Source organism: Sulfuricella sp., assembly GCA_041651995.1.
Taxonomy (GTDB): Bacteria; Pseudomonadota; Gammaproteobacteria; order Burkholderiales; family Sulfuricellaceae; genus Sulfurimicrobium.
In genome coordinates this window covers 730,045-749,670 of record JBAZID010000001.1, presented here as the reverse complement: position 1 = coordinate 749,670, position 19,626 = coordinate 730,045, and the positions used below count along the sequence as shown (strand labels likewise).

At 58.8% G+C, this 19,626-nt stretch carries 16 protein-coding genes and 1 riboswitch; of the genes, 7 read left to right on the top strand and 9 right to left on the bottom strand.

The features are described from left to right. The first annotated feature begins 42 nt into the window (after positions 1–42). Positions 43–5,907: an Hpt domain-containing protein gene (locus WC392_03550; GenBank protein MFA5241434.1), complete on the top strand. Its 5,865-nt coding sequence runs from the start codon at positions 43–45 to the stop codon at positions 5,905–5,907. A gap of 42 nt (positions 5,908–5,949) precedes the next feature. On the opposite strand, the gene WC392_03545 is transcribed toward WC392_03550, so the two are convergent. Continuing rightward, positions 5,950–6,774, bottom strand: a complete 825-nt coding sequence (locus tag WC392_03545) for an undecaprenyl-diphosphate phosphatase (protein MFA5241433.1) — start codon at positions 6,772–6,774, stop codon at positions 5,950–5,952. Positions 6,775–6,935: 161 nt separating this feature from the next. On the opposite strand from WC392_03545, the gene WC392_03540 reads away from it, so the two are divergent. Then, on the top strand, positions 6,936–8,348 hold the full coding sequence (locus tag WC392_03540) for a Fic family protein (protein ID MFA5241432.1): 1,413 nt from the start codon (positions 6,936–6,938) through the stop codon (positions 8,346–8,348). A 386-nt stretch (positions 8,349–8,734) separates the two neighbouring features. Here WC392_03540 and WC392_03535 read toward each other — a convergent pair whose 3' ends face one another. Both WC392_03535 and thiC read right to left on the bottom strand, forming a co-directional pair. Continuing rightward, positions 8,735–8,902, bottom strand: coding sequence for a hypothetical protein (locus WC392_03535; protein MFA5241431.1), 168 nt, complete (start codon positions 8,900–8,902; stop codon positions 8,735–8,737). A 162-nt stretch (positions 8,903–9,064) separates the two neighbouring features. Further along, on the bottom strand, positions 9,065–10,936 hold the full coding sequence (thiC, locus tag WC392_03530; GenBank protein MFA5241430.1) for a phosphomethylpyrimidine synthase ThiC: 1,872 nt from the start codon (positions 10,934–10,936) through the stop codon (positions 9,065–9,067). Positions 10,937–10,968: 32 nt separating this feature from the next. After that, positions 10,969–11,068: riboswitch (TPP riboswitch) on the bottom strand. Between the two features lie 60 nt (positions 11,069–11,128). Here thiC and WC392_03525 point away from each other — a divergent pair. Genes WC392_03525 through WC392_03515 form a run of 3 tightly spaced genes read left to right on the top strand, consistent with a single transcriptional unit; the run spans position 11,129 to position 13,433 of the window. Then, the gene (locus WC392_03525) at positions 11,129–11,782 is read left to right on the top strand and encodes a protein-L-isoaspartate O-methyltransferase (GenBank protein MFA5241429.1); all 654 of its coding nucleotides are present in this window, start codon (positions 11,129–11,131) and stop codon (positions 11,780–11,782) included. 3 nt (positions 11,783–11,785) lie between these two features. Next, positions 11,786–12,109, top strand: coding sequence for a rhodanese-like domain-containing protein (locus tag WC392_03520; GenBank protein MFA5241428.1), 324 nt, complete (start codon positions 11,786–11,788; stop codon positions 12,107–12,109). Between the two features lie 10 nt (positions 12,110–12,119). Next, positions 12,120–13,433: a TolC family outer membrane protein gene (locus WC392_03515; GenBank protein MFA5241427.1), complete on the top strand. Its 1,314-nt coding sequence runs from the start codon at positions 12,120–12,122 to the stop codon at positions 13,431–13,433. Between the two features lie 170 nt (positions 13,434–13,603). Here WC392_03515 and waaA read toward each other — a convergent pair whose 3' ends face one another. Both waaA and waaC read right to left on the bottom strand, forming a co-directional pair. Further along, positions 13,604–14,899 carry a lipid IV(A) 3-deoxy-D-manno-octulosonic acid transferase gene (gene waaA, locus WC392_03510; protein ID MFA5241426.1) on the bottom strand — a complete coding sequence of 432 codons (1,296 nt, stop codon included), beginning with the start codon at positions 14,897–14,899 and terminating at the stop codon, positions 13,604–13,606. Continuing rightward, positions 14,896–15,855 carry a lipopolysaccharide heptosyltransferase I gene (waaC, locus tag WC392_03505; protein ID MFA5241425.1) on the bottom strand — a complete coding sequence of 320 codons (960 nt, stop codon included), beginning with the start codon at positions 15,853–15,855 and terminating at the stop codon, positions 14,896–14,898. The genes waaA and waaC overlap by 4 nt, the downstream gene beginning before the upstream one ends. Positions 15,856–15,899: 44 nt before the next feature. Here waaC and WC392_03500 point away from each other — a divergent pair, with 44 nt between their 5' ends. Next, complete coding sequence (locus tag WC392_03500; GenBank protein MFA5241424.1) at positions 15,900–16,652, top strand: glycosyltransferase family 2 protein; 753 nt, start codon at positions 15,900–15,902, stop codon at positions 16,650–16,652. Then, positions 16,653–17,663 carry an NAD-dependent epimerase gene (locus WC392_03495; GenBank protein ID MFA5241423.1) on the top strand — a complete coding sequence of 337 codons (1,011 nt, stop codon included), beginning with the start codon at positions 16,653–16,655 and terminating at the stop codon, positions 17,661–17,663. It begins immediately after the preceding gene. A 54-nt stretch (positions 17,664–17,717) separates the two neighbouring features. Here WC392_03495 and WC392_03490 read toward each other — a convergent pair whose 3' ends face one another. The 4 genes from WC392_03490 to WC392_03475 are packed head-to-tail and all read right to left on the bottom strand — an operon-like array spanning position 17,718 to position 19,491. Continuing rightward, on the bottom strand, positions 17,718–18,209 hold the full coding sequence (locus tag WC392_03490) for a DUF2938 family protein (GenBank protein ID MFA5241422.1): 492 nt from the start codon (positions 18,207–18,209) through the stop codon (positions 17,718–17,720). Between the two features lie 33 nt (positions 18,210–18,242). Continuing rightward, the gene (locus WC392_03485) at positions 18,243–18,644 is read right to left on the bottom strand and encodes a GNAT family N-acetyltransferase (GenBank protein ID MFA5241421.1); all 402 of its coding nucleotides are present in this window, start codon (positions 18,642–18,644) and stop codon (positions 18,243–18,245) included. 17 nt (positions 18,645–18,661) lie between these two features. Then, positions 18,662–19,141, bottom strand: coding sequence for a GNAT family N-acetyltransferase (locus WC392_03480; GenBank protein ID MFA5241420.1), 480 nt, complete (start codon positions 19,139–19,141; stop codon positions 18,662–18,664). Further along, positions 19,138–19,491 (bottom strand): antibiotic biosynthesis monooxygenase, encoded by a 354-nt coding sequence (locus WC392_03475; GenBank protein MFA5241419.1) that lies wholly within the window; start codon positions 19,489–19,491, stop codon positions 19,138–19,140. Before WC392_03475 ends, WC392_03480 begins: the two co-directional genes overlap by 4 nt. Positions 19,492–19,626: the final 135 nt, after the last annotated feature.

The following is a 19,626-nucleotide window of genomic DNA, read 5'->3' as shown; positions in this document are numbered from 1 at the left end:
GTGACCTCCGTGCTCTCCGTGGTTTCGAACTAAGGTTGATAAATGAGTATTGAATTCGATACCGGCCCGCTTACCTGGGTCAAGGGTGAAATTGACCAGGCACTGCGTCAGGCAAGCGAAAAACTGGCCCAGTTTTCCACCGATGCCTCTGACAGCACCCCGCTACGCCAGAGCCAGACACATTTGCACCAGGTCAGCGGTGCCATCCAGATGGTCGGACTGGAAGGCGTGGCACGCATCAGCGAAGCCATAGAAAAACTGGTCGCGGCACTGGAAAAGCGCGAAGTTGCCATTTCCGGCGCCAATATCGGCCTGATCAATCAGGGACTGGAAGCACTTTCACAGTACCTGGAAGATCTGCTCAACGGCCAGCCGGATCAGCCTTTGCGCCTGTTTCCGCTCTATCAGGCGCTGCTCGGAGCGCGTGGCGTGGAAAAGATCAGCGCAAGCGATCTGTTTTTCCCCGATCTGTCCATCCGCGCACCGAAATCTTCCGCCAGTCAATCTGACGAGCAGGAACTACCTGACGCCCTCAAGAAAATTCGCACCCGCTACCAACGCGGCCTGCTCGGCTTTTTGCGCAATCCGGATGATCCGGCTGGACTTCAGGCCATGCACGAAGCCCTGGCCGACATCGAACAAACCCAGAGCCTGCCGGCTCACCGGACCTTCTGGTGGAGTGCGCTCGGCCTGACTGAAAGTCTCCTCAACAAGGGCCTGGAAAACAGCATCGGCATCAAGCAACTGTGCGGCGGCATTGATCAGCAAATCCGCCGTCTTGCAGAAGGCTCGCCCAAGGTGGCGGAACGTCTTCTGCGCGAAGTGCTCTATTGCGTCGCGCGCAGCGAACCGGTCAGCGAACGCGTGCGCGAAATCCAGAACCTGTTCGAACTCGATACATATGTCCCGCGCACAAGCAACGAGCAACAGCAGGCCGAAGCCGAACAGCAACGCCTGCAACCCCTGTTGCGTGAACTGCGCGAAATTCTCGCGCCGGCCAAGGATGCCTGGCTAAAATTTACCACCGGCAGTGCCGACAGCCTGACAAATTTGCGCACCCAATCAAGCCGCCTGGTGGAAAAAGCCGCGGCCCTCGATAACCCCCCTCTCGACCGGCTGTTGCAACAGATCAATGCAGACGCTGACGCGCTTGCCGCGGCGCCTGACAAAATGAACGAGCTGGTGGCCATGGAAATGGCCACCAGTTTGCTGCTGGTGGAAAACGTCCTGGAAAATTACCTCGGCGCGACGGAGGAATTCAGCCGTCAGTCCGAAGCCCAGACCCGGCGCTTGCAGGCCAGCCTGGAGGGCACGCTGGGTGAAGTGGAGTTTTCGGATATTCCGCTGCTTGACGAAATCTCGCGCCGCGCACAGGAAAAACTGCTGCTGGCCCAGGTCGGCCAGGAAATCCAGTCCAACCTGCAGCACATCGAACAAGTGCTTGACAGCTTCTTCCGTGACACCTCCCGGCGTGATGATCTGCCTGGCCTGAAACCTTTCCTGAAACAGGTTTATGGCGCGCTGAAAATCCTGGAGCTGGAGCCCGCGGTCAAATTGCTGGATGAATGCGAAAGCCTGATCGAAGGCTTCTCCCAGCCCGGTTACGAACCCCAGCAGGAACAGCTGGAACAGGTTGCGGAAGGCCTCAGCAGCCTTGGCTTTTACGTTGAGTCCGTCCAGCGCGGCCGCACCGACGCGATACAGATCATCGACGAAACAATGGCCCGCCTCAAACCCGAGGCAGCCCCCGCCGCAACGGCCACAGAACCGGAACAGGAAGCGACAGACAGCCTGGTCACATCTCACCCCGATCACCCTTCGGATGAGATCGATAGCGATGAAAATACATCTGTCGAATCCGGGCTGGATGAGCAGAAGCGCCATGTCCAGGCCCTGCTTCAGCAGTGGCAGCAAAACCCCGGAGACGGGCAGGCCAGGGATGCTCTGCACCAGCAGCTCACCAGCCTGCAGCAGGATGCGGACCTGGTCGCGGACAGCGAGCTCAAATCCCTGTCCAGCGAAGCCAAACGCCTGCTGGAAGAATCGGCCACGCCCACTGCCGAACTGGCAAGCGCTGCCGCTGCGCTGGTTGCGCCCAAGGTGGCCGCCGCCGCTCCATCAGCCGAAACCGCGCGCCTGGCCCAGGAAACGGACGAAACGATCGATGCCGAAATGCTCGAGATTTTCCTCGAGGAAGCCGATGAAGTGCTCGCCTCGGTGAACGAGAACCTGTCTGCCTGCCACGCGCACCCCGGCAATAAAGATGCCCTGACCACGCTGCGCCGCAGCTTCCACACGCTCAAAGGCAGCGGCCGCATGGTCGGGCTTTGGGATCTGGGCGAGGTTGCCTGGGGTGTGGAACAGCTCATGAACAAATGGCTGCAGGATGAGAAACATGCCACGCCTGAACTGCTTGCCGTGCTCGGGCAGGCCTACGAACACTTCAGCGGCTGGGTTTCCGCTCTGAAGGCCAATGGCGCGGTCAAGATACAGGCAGATGATCTGCTGGCACAGGCCGAGCAACTGAGAACGGGCGCGGCGCCCGTGCCTGCTGCAAATATCGCCGAGCCTGCTCCGGAGATTGCACCTGAGCCGGCTGAGGAAGCGCCGATTGCTCCCGAGCTCGCAGAAACATTCCTGGAAGACATCTCCGCGCCGCCCGCTGACGCCGGGCAGGAAATCATCATCAGCCTGGCACCAGAACCCGAGGAATACGAAACCGCCGCACCATCCATTCCTGATGAGCTTTGCACAGAGCCTCCACTTTCCGAGGCAAGCGCTTTCGAATTGCCCGCAGATGAGCCCCTGCCTCTTGTGGAGCAAGACGCAGAACAGGCGGCTACTGCCGAAGAAAGCGAGGAGGTGATTGCGCCGGAGCTGCCCGAAATCGCGCTTGAACTGGCTCAGGAAGCGCCGGAAATCATCGAACCCGGCGCCGAAGAGGCGCCATGCGACACGCTGGCAGAGGACATTTCTCCTGAGGCGGGCAATGCAGAAATTGAACCCGAGCCGATTATCGCCGCCGCAGACGCAGCTGAAACCCCGCTTGCAACTGCCGCAGAAGCGCCTGAGCAAGCGGCTGCAAGCGAAGTGGCCACGGAAGAAGAAAGTGAAGTCGTTATCGGCCCGGTCAGTCTGCCTCTCGCCCTTTACACGATTTTCATCAACGAGTCGGGGCAGCATCTCGCCACCCTGCAACACCATTTCGGTGTTCTCATGCAGCAGCCCGAAGCCCCGGTTCAGCATGACTTCATGCGCGCCGCGCACACTTTATGTGGAATTTCACGCACCGTGGGTTTCCCCGTCATTGCTGACCTCGGCTTCCCGCTGGAGTTGTGGCTGCTCGAGCTGCTGCAACATCCCGCGCCGCTGACGGGCAAACAGCTCAAGCTTATGGGGGACACCATCACCGCGCTGGGCAAAATGATCGAGGCCATTCGCGGCAAAATGGGTCCCAAGCCCGCGAAGCAATTGATCCGCTCCCTGCAGTCCGCGTTGAAGAACACCCAGGCCGCGCATGTGCCCACGGTACCAGCCGCGGCAGTGATTGAGCCGGCCACGGTCGTGGCGGCACCAGAACCCGCGCTGGAAGTTGCACCACACAGCGCTCCACCGGTCCGGCATGAGCCAGCACCCCAGGCAGGCGAAAAACACGGAATGGAACGGCGTGCCATCCGCGACGATATCGATGCGGAACTACTGCCCATCTTCCTTGAAGAAGCCGAGGATCTGTTCCCGCTCGTCGGCGCAGAGCTTCGCGCATGGCGCACCAATACCTCGGACGACCAGGCTTCAAACAGTCTGCAACGGGCGCTGCATACTATCAAGGGCAGTGCCCGCATGGCAGGCGCCATGCGTCTCGGCGAACTGACTCACAACATGGAGGCGCAGGTCCTCGCCGCCGTCGAGTCCGGCCATTTGCCGCCTGATCTTTTCGCCACGCTGGAAAACGAATTCGATCGCATGGGCGATGTGCTGGATCGTCTGCGTCAGGGAACATCGGAGGAAGCCGTCGCGGCGCCACACCCTGCCGCTGCTGGACAAGCGGCCACGGTAGTCGCCGCCCTGGCTGCGGAGCCTGAAGCTGCGGTCAAGGCTATGCTGCGGGTACGTGCAGATGTGGTCGACCGCCTGGTGAACGAGGCGGGCGAAGTCAGTATTGCGCGTTCCCGCATCGAGGGGGAAATGCAGAGTTTCAAGCGTTCCCTGTTTGACCTCACCGAAAGTATCAACCGTCTGCGTAGCCAGTTGCGCGAAATCGAGATCCAGGCCGAAAGCCAGATGCAATCGCAACTCTCCCACGCGAAGGAAAGTGACGCCGACTTCGACCCACTGGAATTTGACCGGTTTACCCGCTTGCAGGAAGTCACGCGCATGATGGCGGAGAGCGTCAACGACGTCGCCAGCGTGCAGCACAACCTGCTCAAGAACCTGGATGAAACCGAAGCCGCTCTACTGGCACAGTCGCGCATGACCAAGGAATTGCAGCAGGAACTGCTGCGTACCCGCATGGTGCCTCTTGCCAGCATTTCGGAACGACTCTACCGCATCGTGCGCCAAACCTCGAAAGAGCTGGGCAAGCGCGCCAATCTGGACATCGTTGGCGAACAGGTGGAACTGGACCGCAGTGTGCTGGAGAAGATGACGGCACCGTTCGAACATCTGCTGCGCAATGCCCTTGACCACGGACTTGAAAGCGGCGGCAAACGTCTCGCGGCGGGCAAAGCGGAAACCGGAAACATCGAACTTCAGGCGCGCCAGGAAGGCAACGAGATCCTGATTACCCTGAGCGACGACGGGCACGGCATCGACCTGAACAGAATTCGTGCCAAGGCGGTGGAGCAGGGACTGCTGGCCGCGGATGCTGAAGCCACGCCGACCCAATTGACGGAGCTTATTTTCGCCCAGGGCTTCTCCACCGCCAGCGAAATCACCCAGGTTTCCGGACGCGGCATCGGCATGGATGTGGTGCGCAACGAAATCACTACGCTGGGCGGACGTGTCGAAGCAGCCTCGGAAGCCGGCAAGGGCACCACTTTCAGCATTTACCTGCCGCTTACCCTGGCAGTCACCCAGGCGGTGCTGGTGCGTAGCGGGAACACGGTCTACGCACTGCCTTCAACCATGGTGGACCAGGTACAGGAACTGAAAGCCGACGGGCTTGCAGAGGCTTACCAGAAACAGGAAATTCTGTGGCAGGGCAATCACTACCCGTTGTATTACTTCCCGCGCCTGCTGGATGATCTGGAATCCGTCCCGGCCATACAGCGCTATACCCTCATCATGCTGCTCCACAGCGGCGTACAGAGGGTGGCCGTGCATGTGGACGAACTGATTGGCAACCGCGAAATCGTGGTCAAGAATATCGGGCCTCAACTGGCTCGCATACCGGGCATAGCCGGCGCCACGGTGCTCGGTAACGGCAAGGTGGTGCTGATTCTGAACCCGGTGCAACTCGCCCAGCGTCATGATATCCCGGCCCTGGTAGCCCAGCAGCCCGCGGCGCCAGTCGCCGAGCAACTCGTCGCTGCTGCACCGGTTGTCATGATCGTGGATGACTCGCTCACCGTACGCAAGATCACCAGCAAGCTGCTGACCCGCGAGGGGTATCAGGTCGTCACCGCAAAGGACGGCGTGGATGCGCTCCAGGCGCTCGAGGACGTCACGCCCCAGGTGATGCTGGTCGATATCGAAATGCCGCGCATGGATGGCTTCGAACTGACCAAGAACATACGTGGCAATGCCAAAACCGCGCATATCCCGATCATCATGATCACCTCGCGCACGGCGGAAAAGCACCGTAACTACGCGCAGGAACTGGGCGTCAACGTTTACCTGGGCAAGCCGTACCAGGAAGAAGAACTGCTGGGGTATATTTCAGGCTTCGTCAAAGGCAGCCTGCACTGACCGCTCCTCGTTCCCGAGGGGAAATGGCCATGTAGCCAGAAGCTACATGGCCGACCAGTTCACCGCGCCGGAATAGGCCGTTACCAGCACCACCAGACCCAGCACGATGCGGTACCACGCAAAGACCACAAAGGTGTGGTTGGAGATGAAACGGATAAAACTCTTGACCGCCCACATGGCAGCGAAGAAAGCCGCCACGAAGCCCGTTGCGAATACCGGCAGGTCATCCATCCGGAGCAGCGCCCAGTTTTTGTAGAGATCGTAGGCCGTGGCCGCAAACATGGTCGGGATGGCGAGAAAGAAGGAAAATTCCGCCGCCGTCTTGCGTGACAAGCCGAACACCAGCCCCCCCATGATGGTCGCACCCGAGCGCGAAGTGCCCGGAATCATCGCCAGCGCCTGCGCAAAGCCCACCTTGAGCGCATCCGGCCAGCGCATCTCGTCGACCGACTGGATGCGCGGATGATAAGCGCGTTTTTCCACGTAAAGGATAATGATCCCGCCCACCACCAGCGCGGTGGCGACGGTCAGCGGATTGAACAGCAGCGCCTTGATGGTGGAATGAAACATCAGCCCCAGCACCGCCGCCGGGAGAAAACCGATCACCAGCAGACTGGCGAAGCGTTGCTCCGAAGGCTTGTCGATCAGCCCGCCCAGCATAGTACCCAGCCGCCGGCGATAGTCCCAGCACACCGCCAGAATCGCGCCGAGCTGGATGACGATCTTGAACACCTTGCTGCTTTCATCCGTATAGCCCAGCAGGTCGCCAACAATGATCAGATGGCCGGTGCTTGAAATGGGCAGGAATTCGGTCAGGCCCTCGATAATGCCGAGGATCAGGGCTTTGAGCAGGAGAATGGAGTCCAAGATACGGGCTTTCGGATGTAAAGCCGCATTATAGCGCGCAATCAGACACTTTTCATTTAAGGGCGACAGTATGTACTTGACGCACGACACATTGCGCGACGAAAATGTTGTCGTGCTTTGTCGTTCTTGCGCGACAGCACAGCCCTATAGAGGATGAACCGATGCCGCGCACCACACCGACCGAAGAACTCAAGCTGATCGAATCCATCGTCGCAACCCATTCCAATGGCTTGGGCATATCAGCCATTGAGGCAGAAATTGGGCGCTGTCAGGGCGCCAAGCCCAACCGTCGCACATTGCAGCGCCGCTTGCACAAGCTCGTTAATGAGCGCCGACTGACCACAGAGGGTGAAAGCGTTGCCTTGATCTATAAGCTGATGCCGGGCACCGTGGTTCAAGCCATGAGCGTGGCGACGGCGACGGCGACGGCCGTCATGACAGCAGAGGCAGAACTGTATGTGCCAGTTTCTTTTGAGGGTGCCGCCATTCGCGACCAGGTCAGGCTCCCGCTGATGCACCGCCGGCCGGTCGGATACCAGGGTGAATTCCTGGAGGCTTACCAACCTGGGACAACGTTTTACCTGCCTGAGTCACTTCGGCGTCAGCTTCATGAAATGGGGCGCACCCCTGTGGGTGAGCGGCCGGCGGGCACCTATGCCCGCGAAATCCTGGGGCGGCTGCTGGTTGATTTGTCCTGGGCATCATCAAAGCTGGAAGGCAACACTTACAGCCGGCTCGATACCCAGAACCTGATTGAGTTCGGGCAAATCGCCCAAGGGAAGGATGCCATCGAGACACAGATGATCCTGAACCACAAGGCGGCCATTGAGATGCTGATCGAGGATGCCGATGAGGTGGGCTTCGATGCCTTCACCATCAAGAACCTGCATGCCGTGTTGTCCCAGGACTTGATGCGCGACCCCGAAACCAGTGGCCGGCTGCGTCGGCGGCCAGTCGATATTTCCGGAACCGTGTTTCTTCCCCTGGCCATGCCGCAGGTGATCGAGGACTGCTTTGCGCTGCTGCTGGAAAAAAGCGCTGCCATACCGGATCCCTTCGAGCAGGCATTCTTCCTGATGGTGCAGTTGCCCTACCTGCAACCTTTCGAAGATGTGAACAAACGGGTCTCACGCATCGGCGCCAACATCCCGCTGATCAAGCACAACCTGTGTCCACTGTCCTTCATCGATGTACCAGAACGCGCTTACATCGAGGGCACGCTGGGCGTGTACGAACTCAACCAGGTTGAGCTGTTGCGCGATGTGTTTGTCTGGGCTTATGAGCGGTCGTGCCAGCGTTACCTGGCCATCACTCAGACGATGGTCGAACCCGACCCGCTCAAGATCAAGTACCGTGAATCTTTGATTCAGGCCGTTCAAGTCGTCATCAAAGGATTGCGGCAGCCCAGTCCGGCCATGATGGCCGAACTTGCTACTGAGTTTGCTGCAGAGACAGACCGGGCTGCATTCGCCGAGATGCTCGCGGCAGCCTTCCGCCAGTTGCACGAAGGCAGTATCGCCCGGTATCGGCTGCGTCGCTCAGAGTACCTGGCCTGGCAGCAGGCGCAAGCTTAACTGGTGCGGCCTCGTGGCCGGCCTGGGCGGCGGATCGTTTCCGCCGCAATGCGCAAAATCGTGCCTGACCTGTTACTCGCGTCTATCCCCACGTACGGTGACGAGATAGAGATCATTGGGAAATTCTATGCATATGGGGCGGGGCATGATGGGGGATTGTAGCGGGGGCTACGCTACACATCTAGACCACGGTGGTGCAGCCCGCCGGATAATTCTATGTGTAGAGGTCTTGCCATGGCGGGAGTATGTGCGGTTGGATGTTATTTTGAAAGACCTGACCCCGCATATGACCCCGCGCATATGACCCCGCATATTGCGTATTGCGTGGTGCAGGTTGGCAACCGGCGCGAGATTTACCGATAGAAAAAAAGAAGCATGACGTGTCGTCACTGATTGGTCTTGCCAGATGACACAAGGAGCATTACTACGGATTTTCTCGTCCCGCGTGAGCAGCACGCCACTTGCCGGCGCCCTTGCTCCGGCACCAGCAGCACGCACTTGCCCTGGTGCTCGATTTCAACTGGCTCGCCGGTGGCGAGTACACGGTCGATCACGTTGAACCCGGATTCTGCGTTTGAGCCGTTTCTCCCGTAGGAGGCCCGCCTCGGGCCGATAAGCCATCGCGGCGGGGGCGCCGCTCCTACAGTTACCCCGGATTTCCATTAGGCGGTCACCCTCGATGACCGTTTTGATCATGAAACGCACATCGGCACGGATCAAGCCTTGTGGTAAACCTCGGCGCCCGCCTTGACGAACTCCACCGATTTCTCTTCCATTCCCTTGCGCAGCGCCTCGTTCTCCGAAACGCCCTGGCTTGCGGCGTAATCGCGCACATCCTGGGTGATTTTCATCGAACAGAAATGCGGGCCGCACATGGAACAGAAATGCGCCACTTTCGATGAATCCTTGGGCAGGGTTTCGTCGTGGAACGAGCGCGCGCGGTCGGGGTCGAGGCCGAGGTTGAACTGGTCTTCCCAGCGGAATTCGAAGCGTGCCTTGGACAGGGCGTTGTCGCGGATTTGCGCGCCGGGGTGGCCCTTGGCCAGGTCGGCGGCGTGGGCGGCGATCTTGTAGGTGATGATGCCTTCCTTGACGTCATCCTTGTCGGGCAGGCCGAGGTGTTCCTTGGGTGTGACGTAACACAGCATGGCGCAGCCGTACCAGCCGATCATCGCGGCGCCGATGCCCGAGGTGATGTGGTCGTAGCCGGGCGCGATGTCGGTGGTGAGGGGGCCGAGGGTGTAGAACGGCGCTTCGCCGCAGCATTCCAGCTGCTTGTCCATGTTGACCTTGATCATGTGCATGGGCACGTGGCCGGGGCCTTCGATCATGGTCTGGACATCGTGCTTCCAGGCGATCTGGGTGAGCTCGCCCAGGGTTTCCAGCTCGCCGAACTGGGCTGCGTCGTTGGCGTCGTAGATCGAGCCGGGCCTGAGGCCGTCGCCCAGACTGAAGGCCACGTCGTAGGCCTTCATGATTTCGCAGATATCCTCGAAATGGGTGTAGAGGAAGTTTTCCTTGTGGTGCGCCAGGCACCACTTGGCCATGATGGAGCCGCCGCGCGACACGATACCGGTCATGCGGTTGGCGGTCAGCGGCACATAGCGCAGCAGCACGCCGGAATGGATGGTGAAATAATCCACGCCCTGTTCCGCCTGCTCGATCAGCGTATCGCGGAAGATTTCCCAGGTCAGATCCTCGGCCTTGCCGTTGACCTTTTCCAGGGCCTGGTAAATCGGCACGGTACCAATCGGCACCGGGCTGTTGCGCAAAATCCATTCGCGCGTTTCGTGGATGTTCTTGCCGGTCGATAGATCCATGATGGTATCCGCGCCCCAGCGGATGCCCCAGGTCATTTTCTCGACTTCATCGTTGATGGAGGAGGCGAGGGCGGAGTTGCCGATGTTGCCGTTGATCTTGACCAGGAAGTTGCGCCCGATGATCATCGGCTCCAGTTCCGGGTGGTTGATGTTGGCAGGGATGATGGCGCGGCCGCGCGCCACTTCGTCGCGCACGAATTCGGGCGTGATAATGGCAGGGATCGCAGCACCGAAACTGTCGCCGGGATGCTGGGTAGTGAAGATTTCCGCCAGGTTGTCGCGGCGCTGGTTTTCGCGAATGGCGATGTATTCCATTTCCGGCGTGATGATGCCCTTGCGCGCGTAGTGCATCTGCGTCACGTTCATGCCGGCTTTCGCCTTGCGCGGCTGGCGCTGGAGATTGAAGCGCAGTTCTGCCAGTTTGGAGTCACCCAGCCTCGGGCGGCCAACCTCGGAGGTCAGCCCGGCCAGTGATTCGGTATCGCCGCGTTCCTCGATCCAGGCACCACGCACCGAAGCCAGACCGGCACGGATATCGATTTTTACCGCCGGATCGGTGTATGGCCCCGAGGTGTCGTAAACATAAACCGGCGGATTTTTTTCCGCGCCAAAATTGGCGGGAGTTTCGGACTGGCTGATTTCGCGCATCGGCACGCGGATATCCGGGCGCGAGCCCGCCACATAGGTCTTGCGCGAATTAGGCAAGGGTTGGACCGCCGCCTCATCAACATGGGCGGACTGGCTCAAAAATTCGGGACTGGCATTCATTACAAGGAAACTCCTCGGAGGCACGCAAGGAGCTGGGGCAGGCAACGCTTCCCTGCGACGGCATTATCCGCATCAGGTTCAAAGGGTTTTTCTCACCCGGCACGACACGCGCCAGGACCCCCAGCTAAGATGTGTGAAACTACTGGAATTGTGGAATAATTGCAAGCAACGGCGTTATCTCACGGAGTGGCTATGAATATCGAACAAGCGCGTTTCAACATGGTGGAACAGCAGATCCGCACATGGAATGTTCTGGATCAGCAGGTGCTGGATATGTTATTGGATATGCGGCGCGAGGAATTTGTCCCTGCCGCCTATCGTGATCAGGCTTTTGTCGACATGGAAATCCCTCTCGGCCACGACGAAGTCATGCTGACACCCAAGCTGGAAGCCCGCATTATCCAGGAACTGGCCATCAAAAAAACCGACAGGGTGCTGGAGGTCGGCACCGGCAGCGGCTACATGACGGCCATGCTGGCACGCGGGGCCGAACACGTCTACAGCGTCGAGATCGTGCCGGAATTCAAGTCGCAGGCGGAAGAAAAACTCCGCGCACACGGCGTTCACAATGTCACCCTGGAACTCGGCGATGCGTCTCATGGCTGGAACCGCCACGGCACCTATGATGTTATCGTGCTGACCGGTTCGGTGCCGGTTCTGCCGGAGGCCTTCCTCGCCAGCCTGAACAAGGGTGGCCGGATGTTCGCGGTGCTGGGGGATGCGCCGGTGATGGAGGGAACGCTGGTTACCTGTCTTGGCGAAGGCGCCTGCCGCACTGCAAATCTGTTCGAAACCTGCATTCCCCCCCTGCGCAACGCCCTGCAGCCCCAGCGTTTTGTATTTTAAGCATTGAAGCAGCTTCATCCTCTCGAACTGATAACCTGGCTCGAACACCCGTCACGCAAACAGCCTATTCTGGTGGACGTGCGTGAAACTTGGGAATACCAGTACTGTCACATTGAAGGTTCGCTGCTGCTGCCACTGCAACAGATTCCGCAACGCCTCACGGAACTGGACCCGGAAGCCGAAGTCGTGGTGATCTGCCATCACGGTGTGCGCAGTTACCGGGCTGGCCTGTTTCTCGAACAGGCCGGCTTTGCCAATGTGTACAACTTGCAGGGTGGAGTGGAAGCCTGGGCAAGGGACGCCGATCCGGCCATGCGTAAATATTAGGAAATTCGTGATGAAACGACTCACCCTGGCATTACTGATTACCGCCACCTTCGCTCCTGGCGTCGAGGCGGCCAACCTGATGGACATCTATCGCGATGCGCTCGCCAACGATGCGGCGCTCGCTTCCGCTCGTGCCGCCTACCAGGCGGGGCAGGAAAAATTGCCACAGGCGCGCGCGCTGCTGTTGCCCTCCCTGGATCTGGGCGCCAGCACCATCTGGAACAAGGAAGAAATCCTGACGCGCAGTACCGGAACCACGACTGACTACAACTACAATTCCAACGGCGCAAAACTCACCCTGATGCAACCCATTTACCGGCGGCAAAACTGGGCCATCTACGAGCTGGGCAAACTGCAAAGCGCTGTGGCGGAAATTCAGTACGTAGCAGCACAGCAGGGACTGATCCTCAATGTCGCCCAGGCTTATTTCGACGTCCTGCTGGCGCAAGATAATGTCGCGCTGGCTGGAACCCAGAATAAAGCCATTCAGGAGCAGCTGGAGCAGGCAAAAATGAGCTTTGAAGTCGGCACCGCGACCATCACCGATACCCATGAAGCGCAGGCCCGCTTCGATCTGGCCAGCGCCAGCGAAATCGCCGCCCTCAACGAGCTTGAAATCCGCCAGAGAGCGCTTGAAAAAATCATCGGCAAGTTACCCGGCCCGCTTGCCACGCTCGCGGCAGAGCTGTCGCTGCAAGCACCCGAGCCCAATGACATCAGCAAATGGGTGGGAGCTGCGGAACAGGATAATTTACTGGTTCAGGCAAAGCGCGTCAGCGCGGAAATCGCCAATCAGGAAGTGGAGCGCAACCGTGCCGGCCACCACCCGACACTCGATCTGGTGGCTACTTATGGTGATAGCGGCCTGAGCGGCGGACGTTTCGGCGCCTACGATACCCGAGCCACCACCATCGGCCTGCAACTCGCTCTTCCGCTGTATCAGGGCGGCGCAACCAGCTCAAGAGTACGTGAAGCAGTAGCCAATCAGGAAAAGGCGCGCCAGGATCTGACCCTTGAAGTGCGCCAGTCAGCGCTCTCCACCCGCGAAGCGTATCTGGGCGTAACCAGCGGCGCCGCGCAGGTCAGGGCGCTGGAACAGGCGCTGGTGTCGAGCCAGAGCGCGCTCGATTCCACCCGGCTGGGGCTGGAAGTCGGCGTGCGTACCAATGTCGATGTACTCAACGCCCAGCAACAACTTTTCAGCGCCAAGCGCGACCTGTACAAGGCGCGCTATGCCTACCTTGTCAGCCGCCTGAAGCTGAAATCAGCAGCAGGCACGCTGGCGGAAGACGATCTCCAGCAAGTCAATCAGTGGCTGAAATGATCGTTGTCATTGCGAGCGCAGCGAAGCAATCCGGGTTGTGTGTTTAACCCAGATAGTTCATTGGGATGCTCGTACATGTTGGAGCGCCGCCCCGGCGCGAATCGCGGCGAGGGCGCCGCGCCTACTGTGTTTTGGCCCTGACGGATAATCCGGGATTAAAAGAAGCGCGATTACTTCGCTGCGCTCGCAATGACTTCCAGCATGGCCATCACTTTTTCTGTCGCCCCCCGATGCTGGCGGCTGAAATTCAGCCCGGCCTGACCCATGCGGCGGCGCCGTTCCGGATTCTGTAACAGATCCTGTAATTCCCGCACCAACCCTTCTTCATCGGCCACCCGAACGGCCGCGCCCGCTTCCACCGCCCGATCCGCCGCCTCGGCGAAATTCCAGGTGTGTGGCCCAAGAATAACCGGCTTGCCTACCGCACAGGCCTCGATCAGGTTTTGTCCGCCATAAGGCAGCAAGCTGCCGCCAATGAATGCGACATCACAGGCGGCATAGTAGGCAAACATTTCACCCATGCTGTCGCCCAGCAATACCTCTACTGCCGGCTCAATGGGTTGTTCCAGGCTGCGGCGCCGGTATGGGATTCTCAATTTCTCCAGCAACTGGGCAAGTTCCCCGAAACGCTGTGGATGACGCGGAACGATTACCGTAAGCAAACCGGCTATCCCTGCGTTTCGCACGGCAGACAGGATTTTCTCTTCTTCCCCTTCGCGCGTACTCGCGGCCAGGAAAATCATCCGTTCCGGCCCGAAGCGCTGCAACAGCGTATGGCCAAGATCAAGCAATTCAGGGGCGGGGGTAATATCGAACTTGAGGTTACCCATCACGCTCACATTTCGGGCACCCAATGCCTCCAGGCGCCGCACGTCGCCTTCCGTCTGCGCGGCAATTTCGCTCATTTGCCGCAGACTGGCTGAGGTCAGCCCGCCAAATCTCGCATAGCGGCGCGCCGATTTTTCCGACAGGCGGGCATTCACCAGGCACAGCGGAATATTTGCCCCGTGGCAAGCCCGAATCAGATTGGGCCAGATTTCCGTTTCCAGCAGCAGCCCCAGCTCAGGCTTGAAATGATCAAGAAAATGCCGCACCGCAAACGGGTAGTCATAAGGCAGATAGCAGCGCAGCACATCCGGTCCGAACAGCTGTTCCCCGGTCTCGCGTCCGGTGGGCGTCATATGGGTAAGAAGAATCTGGTGTTCCGGATAGCGTGCCCGCAGCGCCTTCACCAGCGGCGCGGCGGCGCGCGTTTCGCCCACTGATACCGCATGCAGCCAGATCACCGGGCGCAAGGGGGGGGGCTGGGGGTAGCGGCCAAAACGCTCACCCCAGTGACGCAGATATTCCGGCTGGCGCCGTGCGCGCCAGACAAGATGGAACGCCACATAGGGCAGAAGCAGAAACAGGGCTGCGGTGTAGATCCAGCCTGTCACCCCGGTTTCCTGAGTTGACCCCTTGCTCATCCCGGCATGACCTTTTCCAGTGCCGCGATGACTGCATCCAGCCGCGGCACTTGTCCCGCGCAACCAAGATTGAGGGCTGGGCCGCTGGCATAGACGCCCGTCAGGCCGGGGTCGGAGGCGCAATACAAAGCCACCACCGGCACCTTGAGCGCCGCGGCCAGATGAGTCAGCCCGGTATCCACGCCCACCACGGCCTGTGCAGCGCCCAATAGCGCGGCTGCCTGCGTCAGGCCAAGGCGTGGCGGCACCACGGCATCAGCCATTTGCTTTGCCAGGCGCTCGCTGCGCGCCTGTTCGTGTGGCGCTCCCCAGGGAAGGACGCAGCACAGCTTCTGGCTGTTGAGGCGGGCAGCCAGCGCAACCCAGTCCGCCTCGGGCCATTCCTTGTCGGCGCGGCTGGTGGCATGCAGCAACACCGCATAAGGCCCGCCGGGCAGCCACGGCAGTGTCAGCGATGGCGCCGTGACGCCATAATCCACGTTCCCGCCGGGCACGTAACCCAGCGCACGCCCCATCAGCAGGCGGTTGCGCTCCACCGCATGAAGGTCGCATGCCACCCGGATAACCCTGTCGTAAACCAGCGCGGCCAAGGGTTCGCGCGCGCTGGAACGATCGAATCCGCAGCGCGGCCCATGGGCCAGGCGCGCGATGGCGGCGCTCTTGATCAGCCCCTGGCTATCGAGGATCAAATCATAGTCCGTTGCCTGAATGGCGCGGCGAAAAGCAGCCATTTCATGCCAGCTTGCCATGCCGAGTAAATTCCGGCGCCAGCGCCGCACCGCCACCGGGATGACTCTTCGCACGCCCGGATGTAGGGCCGGCAGCTCGGCAAAATTCTCCTCCACCACCCAGTCCACTTTCGCATCGGGATAATGCTCGAAAATGTCGGTCACGGAGGGCAGCGCGTGAATGACATCACCCATGGAAGAAGTCTTTACCAGCAATATTTTCAACATTCTGCTATTTTAGCCTACCCAGCCAGCAGGCATAATAATGTTCCATGCAAACCCAGCCTTTTTCCGTTGCGCTCATCACCCTCAACGCCGCACCTCAACTTGAGGCCTGCCTGCAGAGCGTCAAATTTGCGGACGAAATCGTGGTGGTGGACAGCGGCAGTCGCGATAATACCGAGGCAATTGCGTTAAAATACGGCGCACGGTTCATTTCCCAGGACTGGCTGGGATTCGGGCTGCAAAAGCAGTTCGCGGTGGCGCAGGCAAGCAACGACTGGGTGCTGTGCCTCGATGCGGACGAACAGGTGAGCGAAGACTTGCGTGCCAGTATTACCGCTGCACTGGGCCACCCCGAGCATCATGCATACCGGATGCCACGCAGCAACCGCTTCATGGGACGTTATTTGCGTCACGGCGAAGGCTACCCGGACTGGAGCCTGCGCCTGTTCGACCGCCGCCATGCACGCTGGAGCGACGATGCGGTGCATGAAAAAGTGCTGACCGGCAGCGAGGTTGGCACGCTGCGCGGCGACCTGCTGCACGATTCAGCCGAGGACCTGGGCACCTATCTGGACAAGCAGAACCGCTACACCTCGCTACAGGCCGCAGCTTTGTATCAGGCCGGACGGCGCGCGCATCTGGCGCAGCTTGTTTTCAGCCCGGTAGTGCGCTTCGTGAGATTCTATTTTTTTCGCCTCGGCATGCTGGATGGCATTGCGGGACTGGTGCACATCGTCATCGGCTGCGGCAACAGTTTTATGAAATATGCAAAGCTCATGGCTTTGCAAAAAGGAGAATAAATGAAAGTTCTGATTACCGGCGTAGCCGGATTTATCGGCATGCACACCGCACAGCGCCTGCTTGCCAAGGGCGTGGAAGTGGTCGGCATCGACAACCTCAACGATTATTATGATGTCCAGCTTAAGGAAGACCGGCTCAAGCAGCTCACTGGCCTGGAGGGCTTCCGCTTCATCCGCATGGACATGGCTGATCGGCAGGCGACCGAAACCCTGTTTGCCACGGAAAAATTCAACCGCGTGGTGAATCTTGCCGCCCAGCCCGGCGTGCGCTACTCATTGCAGAATCCCCATGCCTATATCCAATCCAATATAGTCGGATTCCTCAACATCCTGGAAGGCTGCCGCCACAACCAGGTCGAACATCTCGCATACGCCAGCAGTTCCAGTGTTTACGGCGCCAACACCCACATGCCTTTTTCGGTGCATGACAACGTGGATCACCCGGTGAGCCTTTACGCCGCCACCAAGAAATCCAACGAACTGATGGCGCACACCTACAGCCACCTCTACGGCTTGCCCACTACCGGCCTGCGCTTCTTCACAGTTTATGGTCCATGGGGCCGCCCCGACATGTCGCCCTCGCTCTTCACCTCGGCGATTCGCGCCGGACGCCCCATTGACGTGTTCAACCAGGGAAAAATGCAACGCGATTTCACCTATATCGACGACATCGTCGAAGGCGTGGTACGGGTTCTCGATACAACCGCCACAGCCAATCCGGCCTTTGATCGAAGCCAGCCGGATGCCGCCACCAGCAACGTTCCGTTCCGCGTGTACAACATCGGCAACCACGAGCCGGTGGAGTTGATGACTTTCATCGGCACCATCGAGGATGCAGTAGGACAGACCGCGGTTAAAAACATGTTGCCGATGCAGGATGGCGACGTGGAAGCAACCTATGCCAACATCGATGATTTGCGCCAGGCAGTGGGGTTTTCGCCATCAACACCGCTTAAAGAAGGGATAGAGAAGTTTGTGGCGTGGCACCGGGAATACTACAAAAACCTGTAGTAATGGCAGGGCGCTGCCGTAGCGGCGCCCTTTCTTGGTCGCATCGGGAGCCTGTTAAATACGCAAGCCCAGCGCAACAACAGCACCGACACCAAGCCCGTAGGGGATATGGGAAAGCGTACTTGCAAGCAAGGCATTTGAACCTTGCGGTCCGCGTCGTCCGAAAAACCCCCAGCCAAATGAGGGCAAGAGTACAAACCAGGGCAACACTGATGTAGCCAAGCCGAAAAGCATCCCTGCTAGCAAATAACTTTCTGGCAGTGGAATTTCCGTGGCACGGAAAAATAGAGGATAAGTAAGCGCCACACCTCCTCCGCCAATCAGAAAATGAAATGCCCAGCCCGTTATTATTTCTTGCGGATGCGGCCTGGAATCGAGGATATTTTTGTGGATGAATTGCCCTCGCAACAAGCCCAGGAACCAACGGCCAACCAGGGCAATATTTACGCCGCTGGCAATGCCGGCCTTGGCTGCATAAGTTTCGGTGGCGTCCATGAGCACGGCACCAAATATGCCGCCGATAAACGCCCAAACCAATATTTCCATTGCTTACCTTATATGGCCAAACGTGAAAAGCATTTACCGGGTGCGTTTGATAATGAACCCGTTTTCAACTTTTTCGAAACCGAGCTTGGGATAGTACGCCATCGCGTCCGGGGCCGATAATAGTACAAGCGCCACCTCTTCTCCTATAGCGGACCTGACACGGGCAACAAGTTCGCGCCCGATGCCATGCTTTTGAAAGGCCTTGTCCACTGCGAGATCGGACAGGTAGCAGCAATAACTAAAGTCCGTTAAGGCGCGACATACCCCAACCAGCTTGCCTTCATGCCAGGCAGAGATAGTCAGGTTCGCATTGGCAAACATGCGCTCGATCCGATCCAGATCCCTGGTAGGGCGGCGTATGCCGGAAGCATCAAAAACCGCAGCCACATCCATGGCATCAAGCGGTAAATTGAGATGATATTCAATTGCGGACATAAGGGCCTAACAGTTGATCAGCTTTCATTTCGCAACAATCGCAGGTGAATAAGTGCAACCCGGTTTCCTTTCTTGTCTTGCCTTTCCTCGATGGCATAAGGCCAAAATCCCAGTTTGGGGTACAGCAGCAAACCGGCAACATTTTGATTGAAACACGACACGGTTACCTCGGTGGCCTGATGCTTTGAGAAAGCCAGGCTGATCATCTGCTCGATGAGATAGCGCCCTACGCCGCGCCCTCGCTCCGCCGGGGACACGATGACATTTCCAATTGAGCAACGACCGCCCGCTTCCCATTGGTAGAAATTGGCGAAAGCGATAACTTCGCCCCCATGCTCCACTACCGTTGAGTCAGCTCGCCGTCCAATTGCGTTTTGCAGCTGTGTTGGGGTCAACGGAAATGTCGCCTGGGGGAACAAGAAAAACAATTCATCCTCATTTTGCGGAAAACCGCAAATAACCTGGATGTCTTTTCCGCAAACGGGGCGATGAATCATACTGAATGCTGGGCCGACGGCTTGGCATAAGCCCGCTCAACCCTTGAAACTCTGATTTCATAATGTTCATACCACTCTCGCAGACCCATTTCTTGAGCTGCGAGGTGCTCGACATTGGCTTTCCAGCTTGAGATTGCCTCGGCGGAAGACCAGTACGAAACCGTGATCCCAAAACCATCGGCGCCCCGAACACTTTCGACACCGAGAAAGCCCGATTGGAGGGCTGCAAGTTCCTCCATTCTTTTGGCCATCTTGGTGTAGCCGTTATCACCGGCGGTTCGCTGCGAAGAAAAGATCACGGCGTAATAAGGCGGCTCAAGTGCCAGGGCGAATGCGGATAAGGCGCTCATTGCCAAAACCTAACAAGCCAAAATGGCTTCCGCACTCTCGAAGTGCGGTGAAGTTGTCGCGAACTGCCTCAAAAATATCGGGATGGAACAGGTTGACTGCATCAAAACCGCCAGAAGTTGAATGTCATGAGCATT

Excerpts from the sequence above, each read along its gene's own strand:
- WC392_03550 (MFA5241434.1), top strand. The coding sequence starts at position 43 with ATGAGTATTGAATTCGATACCGGCCCGCTTACCTGGGTCAAGGGTGAA.
- waaC (MFA5241425.1), bottom strand. The coding sequence starts at position 15,855 with ATGTTGAAAATATTGCTGGTAAAGACTTCTTCCATGGGTGATGTCATT.
- WC392_03495 (MFA5241423.1), top strand. The coding sequence starts at position 16,653 with ATGAAAGTTCTGATTACCGGCGTAGCCGGATTTATCGGCATGCACACC.
- waaA (MFA5241426.1), bottom strand. The coding sequence starts at position 14,899 with ATGAGCAAGGGGTCAACTCAGGAAACCGGGGTGACAGGCTGGATCTAC.
- WC392_03540 (MFA5241432.1), top strand. The coding sequence starts at position 6,936 with ATGCCGCGCACCACACCGACCGAAGAACTCAAGCTGATCGAATCCATC.
- WC392_03515 (MFA5241427.1), top strand. The coding sequence starts at position 12,120 with ATGAAACGACTCACCCTGGCATTACTGATTACCGCCACCTTCGCTCCT.
- WC392_03475 (MFA5241419.1), bottom strand. The coding sequence starts at position 19,491 with ATGAGCGCCTTATCCGCATTCGCCCTGGCACTTGAGCCGCCTTATTAC.
- WC392_03485 (MFA5241421.1), bottom strand. The coding sequence starts at position 18,644 with ATGTCCGCAATTGAATATCATCTCAATTTACCGCTTGATGCCATGGAT.
- WC392_03525 (MFA5241429.1), top strand. The coding sequence starts at position 11,129 with ATGAATATCGAACAAGCGCGTTTCAACATGGTGGAACAGCAGATCCGC.
- thiC (MFA5241430.1), bottom strand. The coding sequence starts at position 10,936 with ATGAATGCCAGTCCCGAATTTTTGAGCCAGTCCGCCCATGTTGATGAG.
- WC392_03490 (MFA5241422.1), bottom strand. The coding sequence starts at position 18,209 with ATGGAAATATTGGTTTGGGCGTTTATCGGCGGCATATTTGGTGCCGTG.
- WC392_03500 (MFA5241424.1), top strand. The coding sequence starts at position 15,900 with ATGCAAACCCAGCCTTTTTCCGTTGCGCTCATCACCCTCAACGCCGCA.
- WC392_03480 (MFA5241420.1), bottom strand. The coding sequence starts at position 19,141 with ATGATTCATCGCCCCGTTTGCGGAAAAGACATCCAGGTTATTTGCGGT.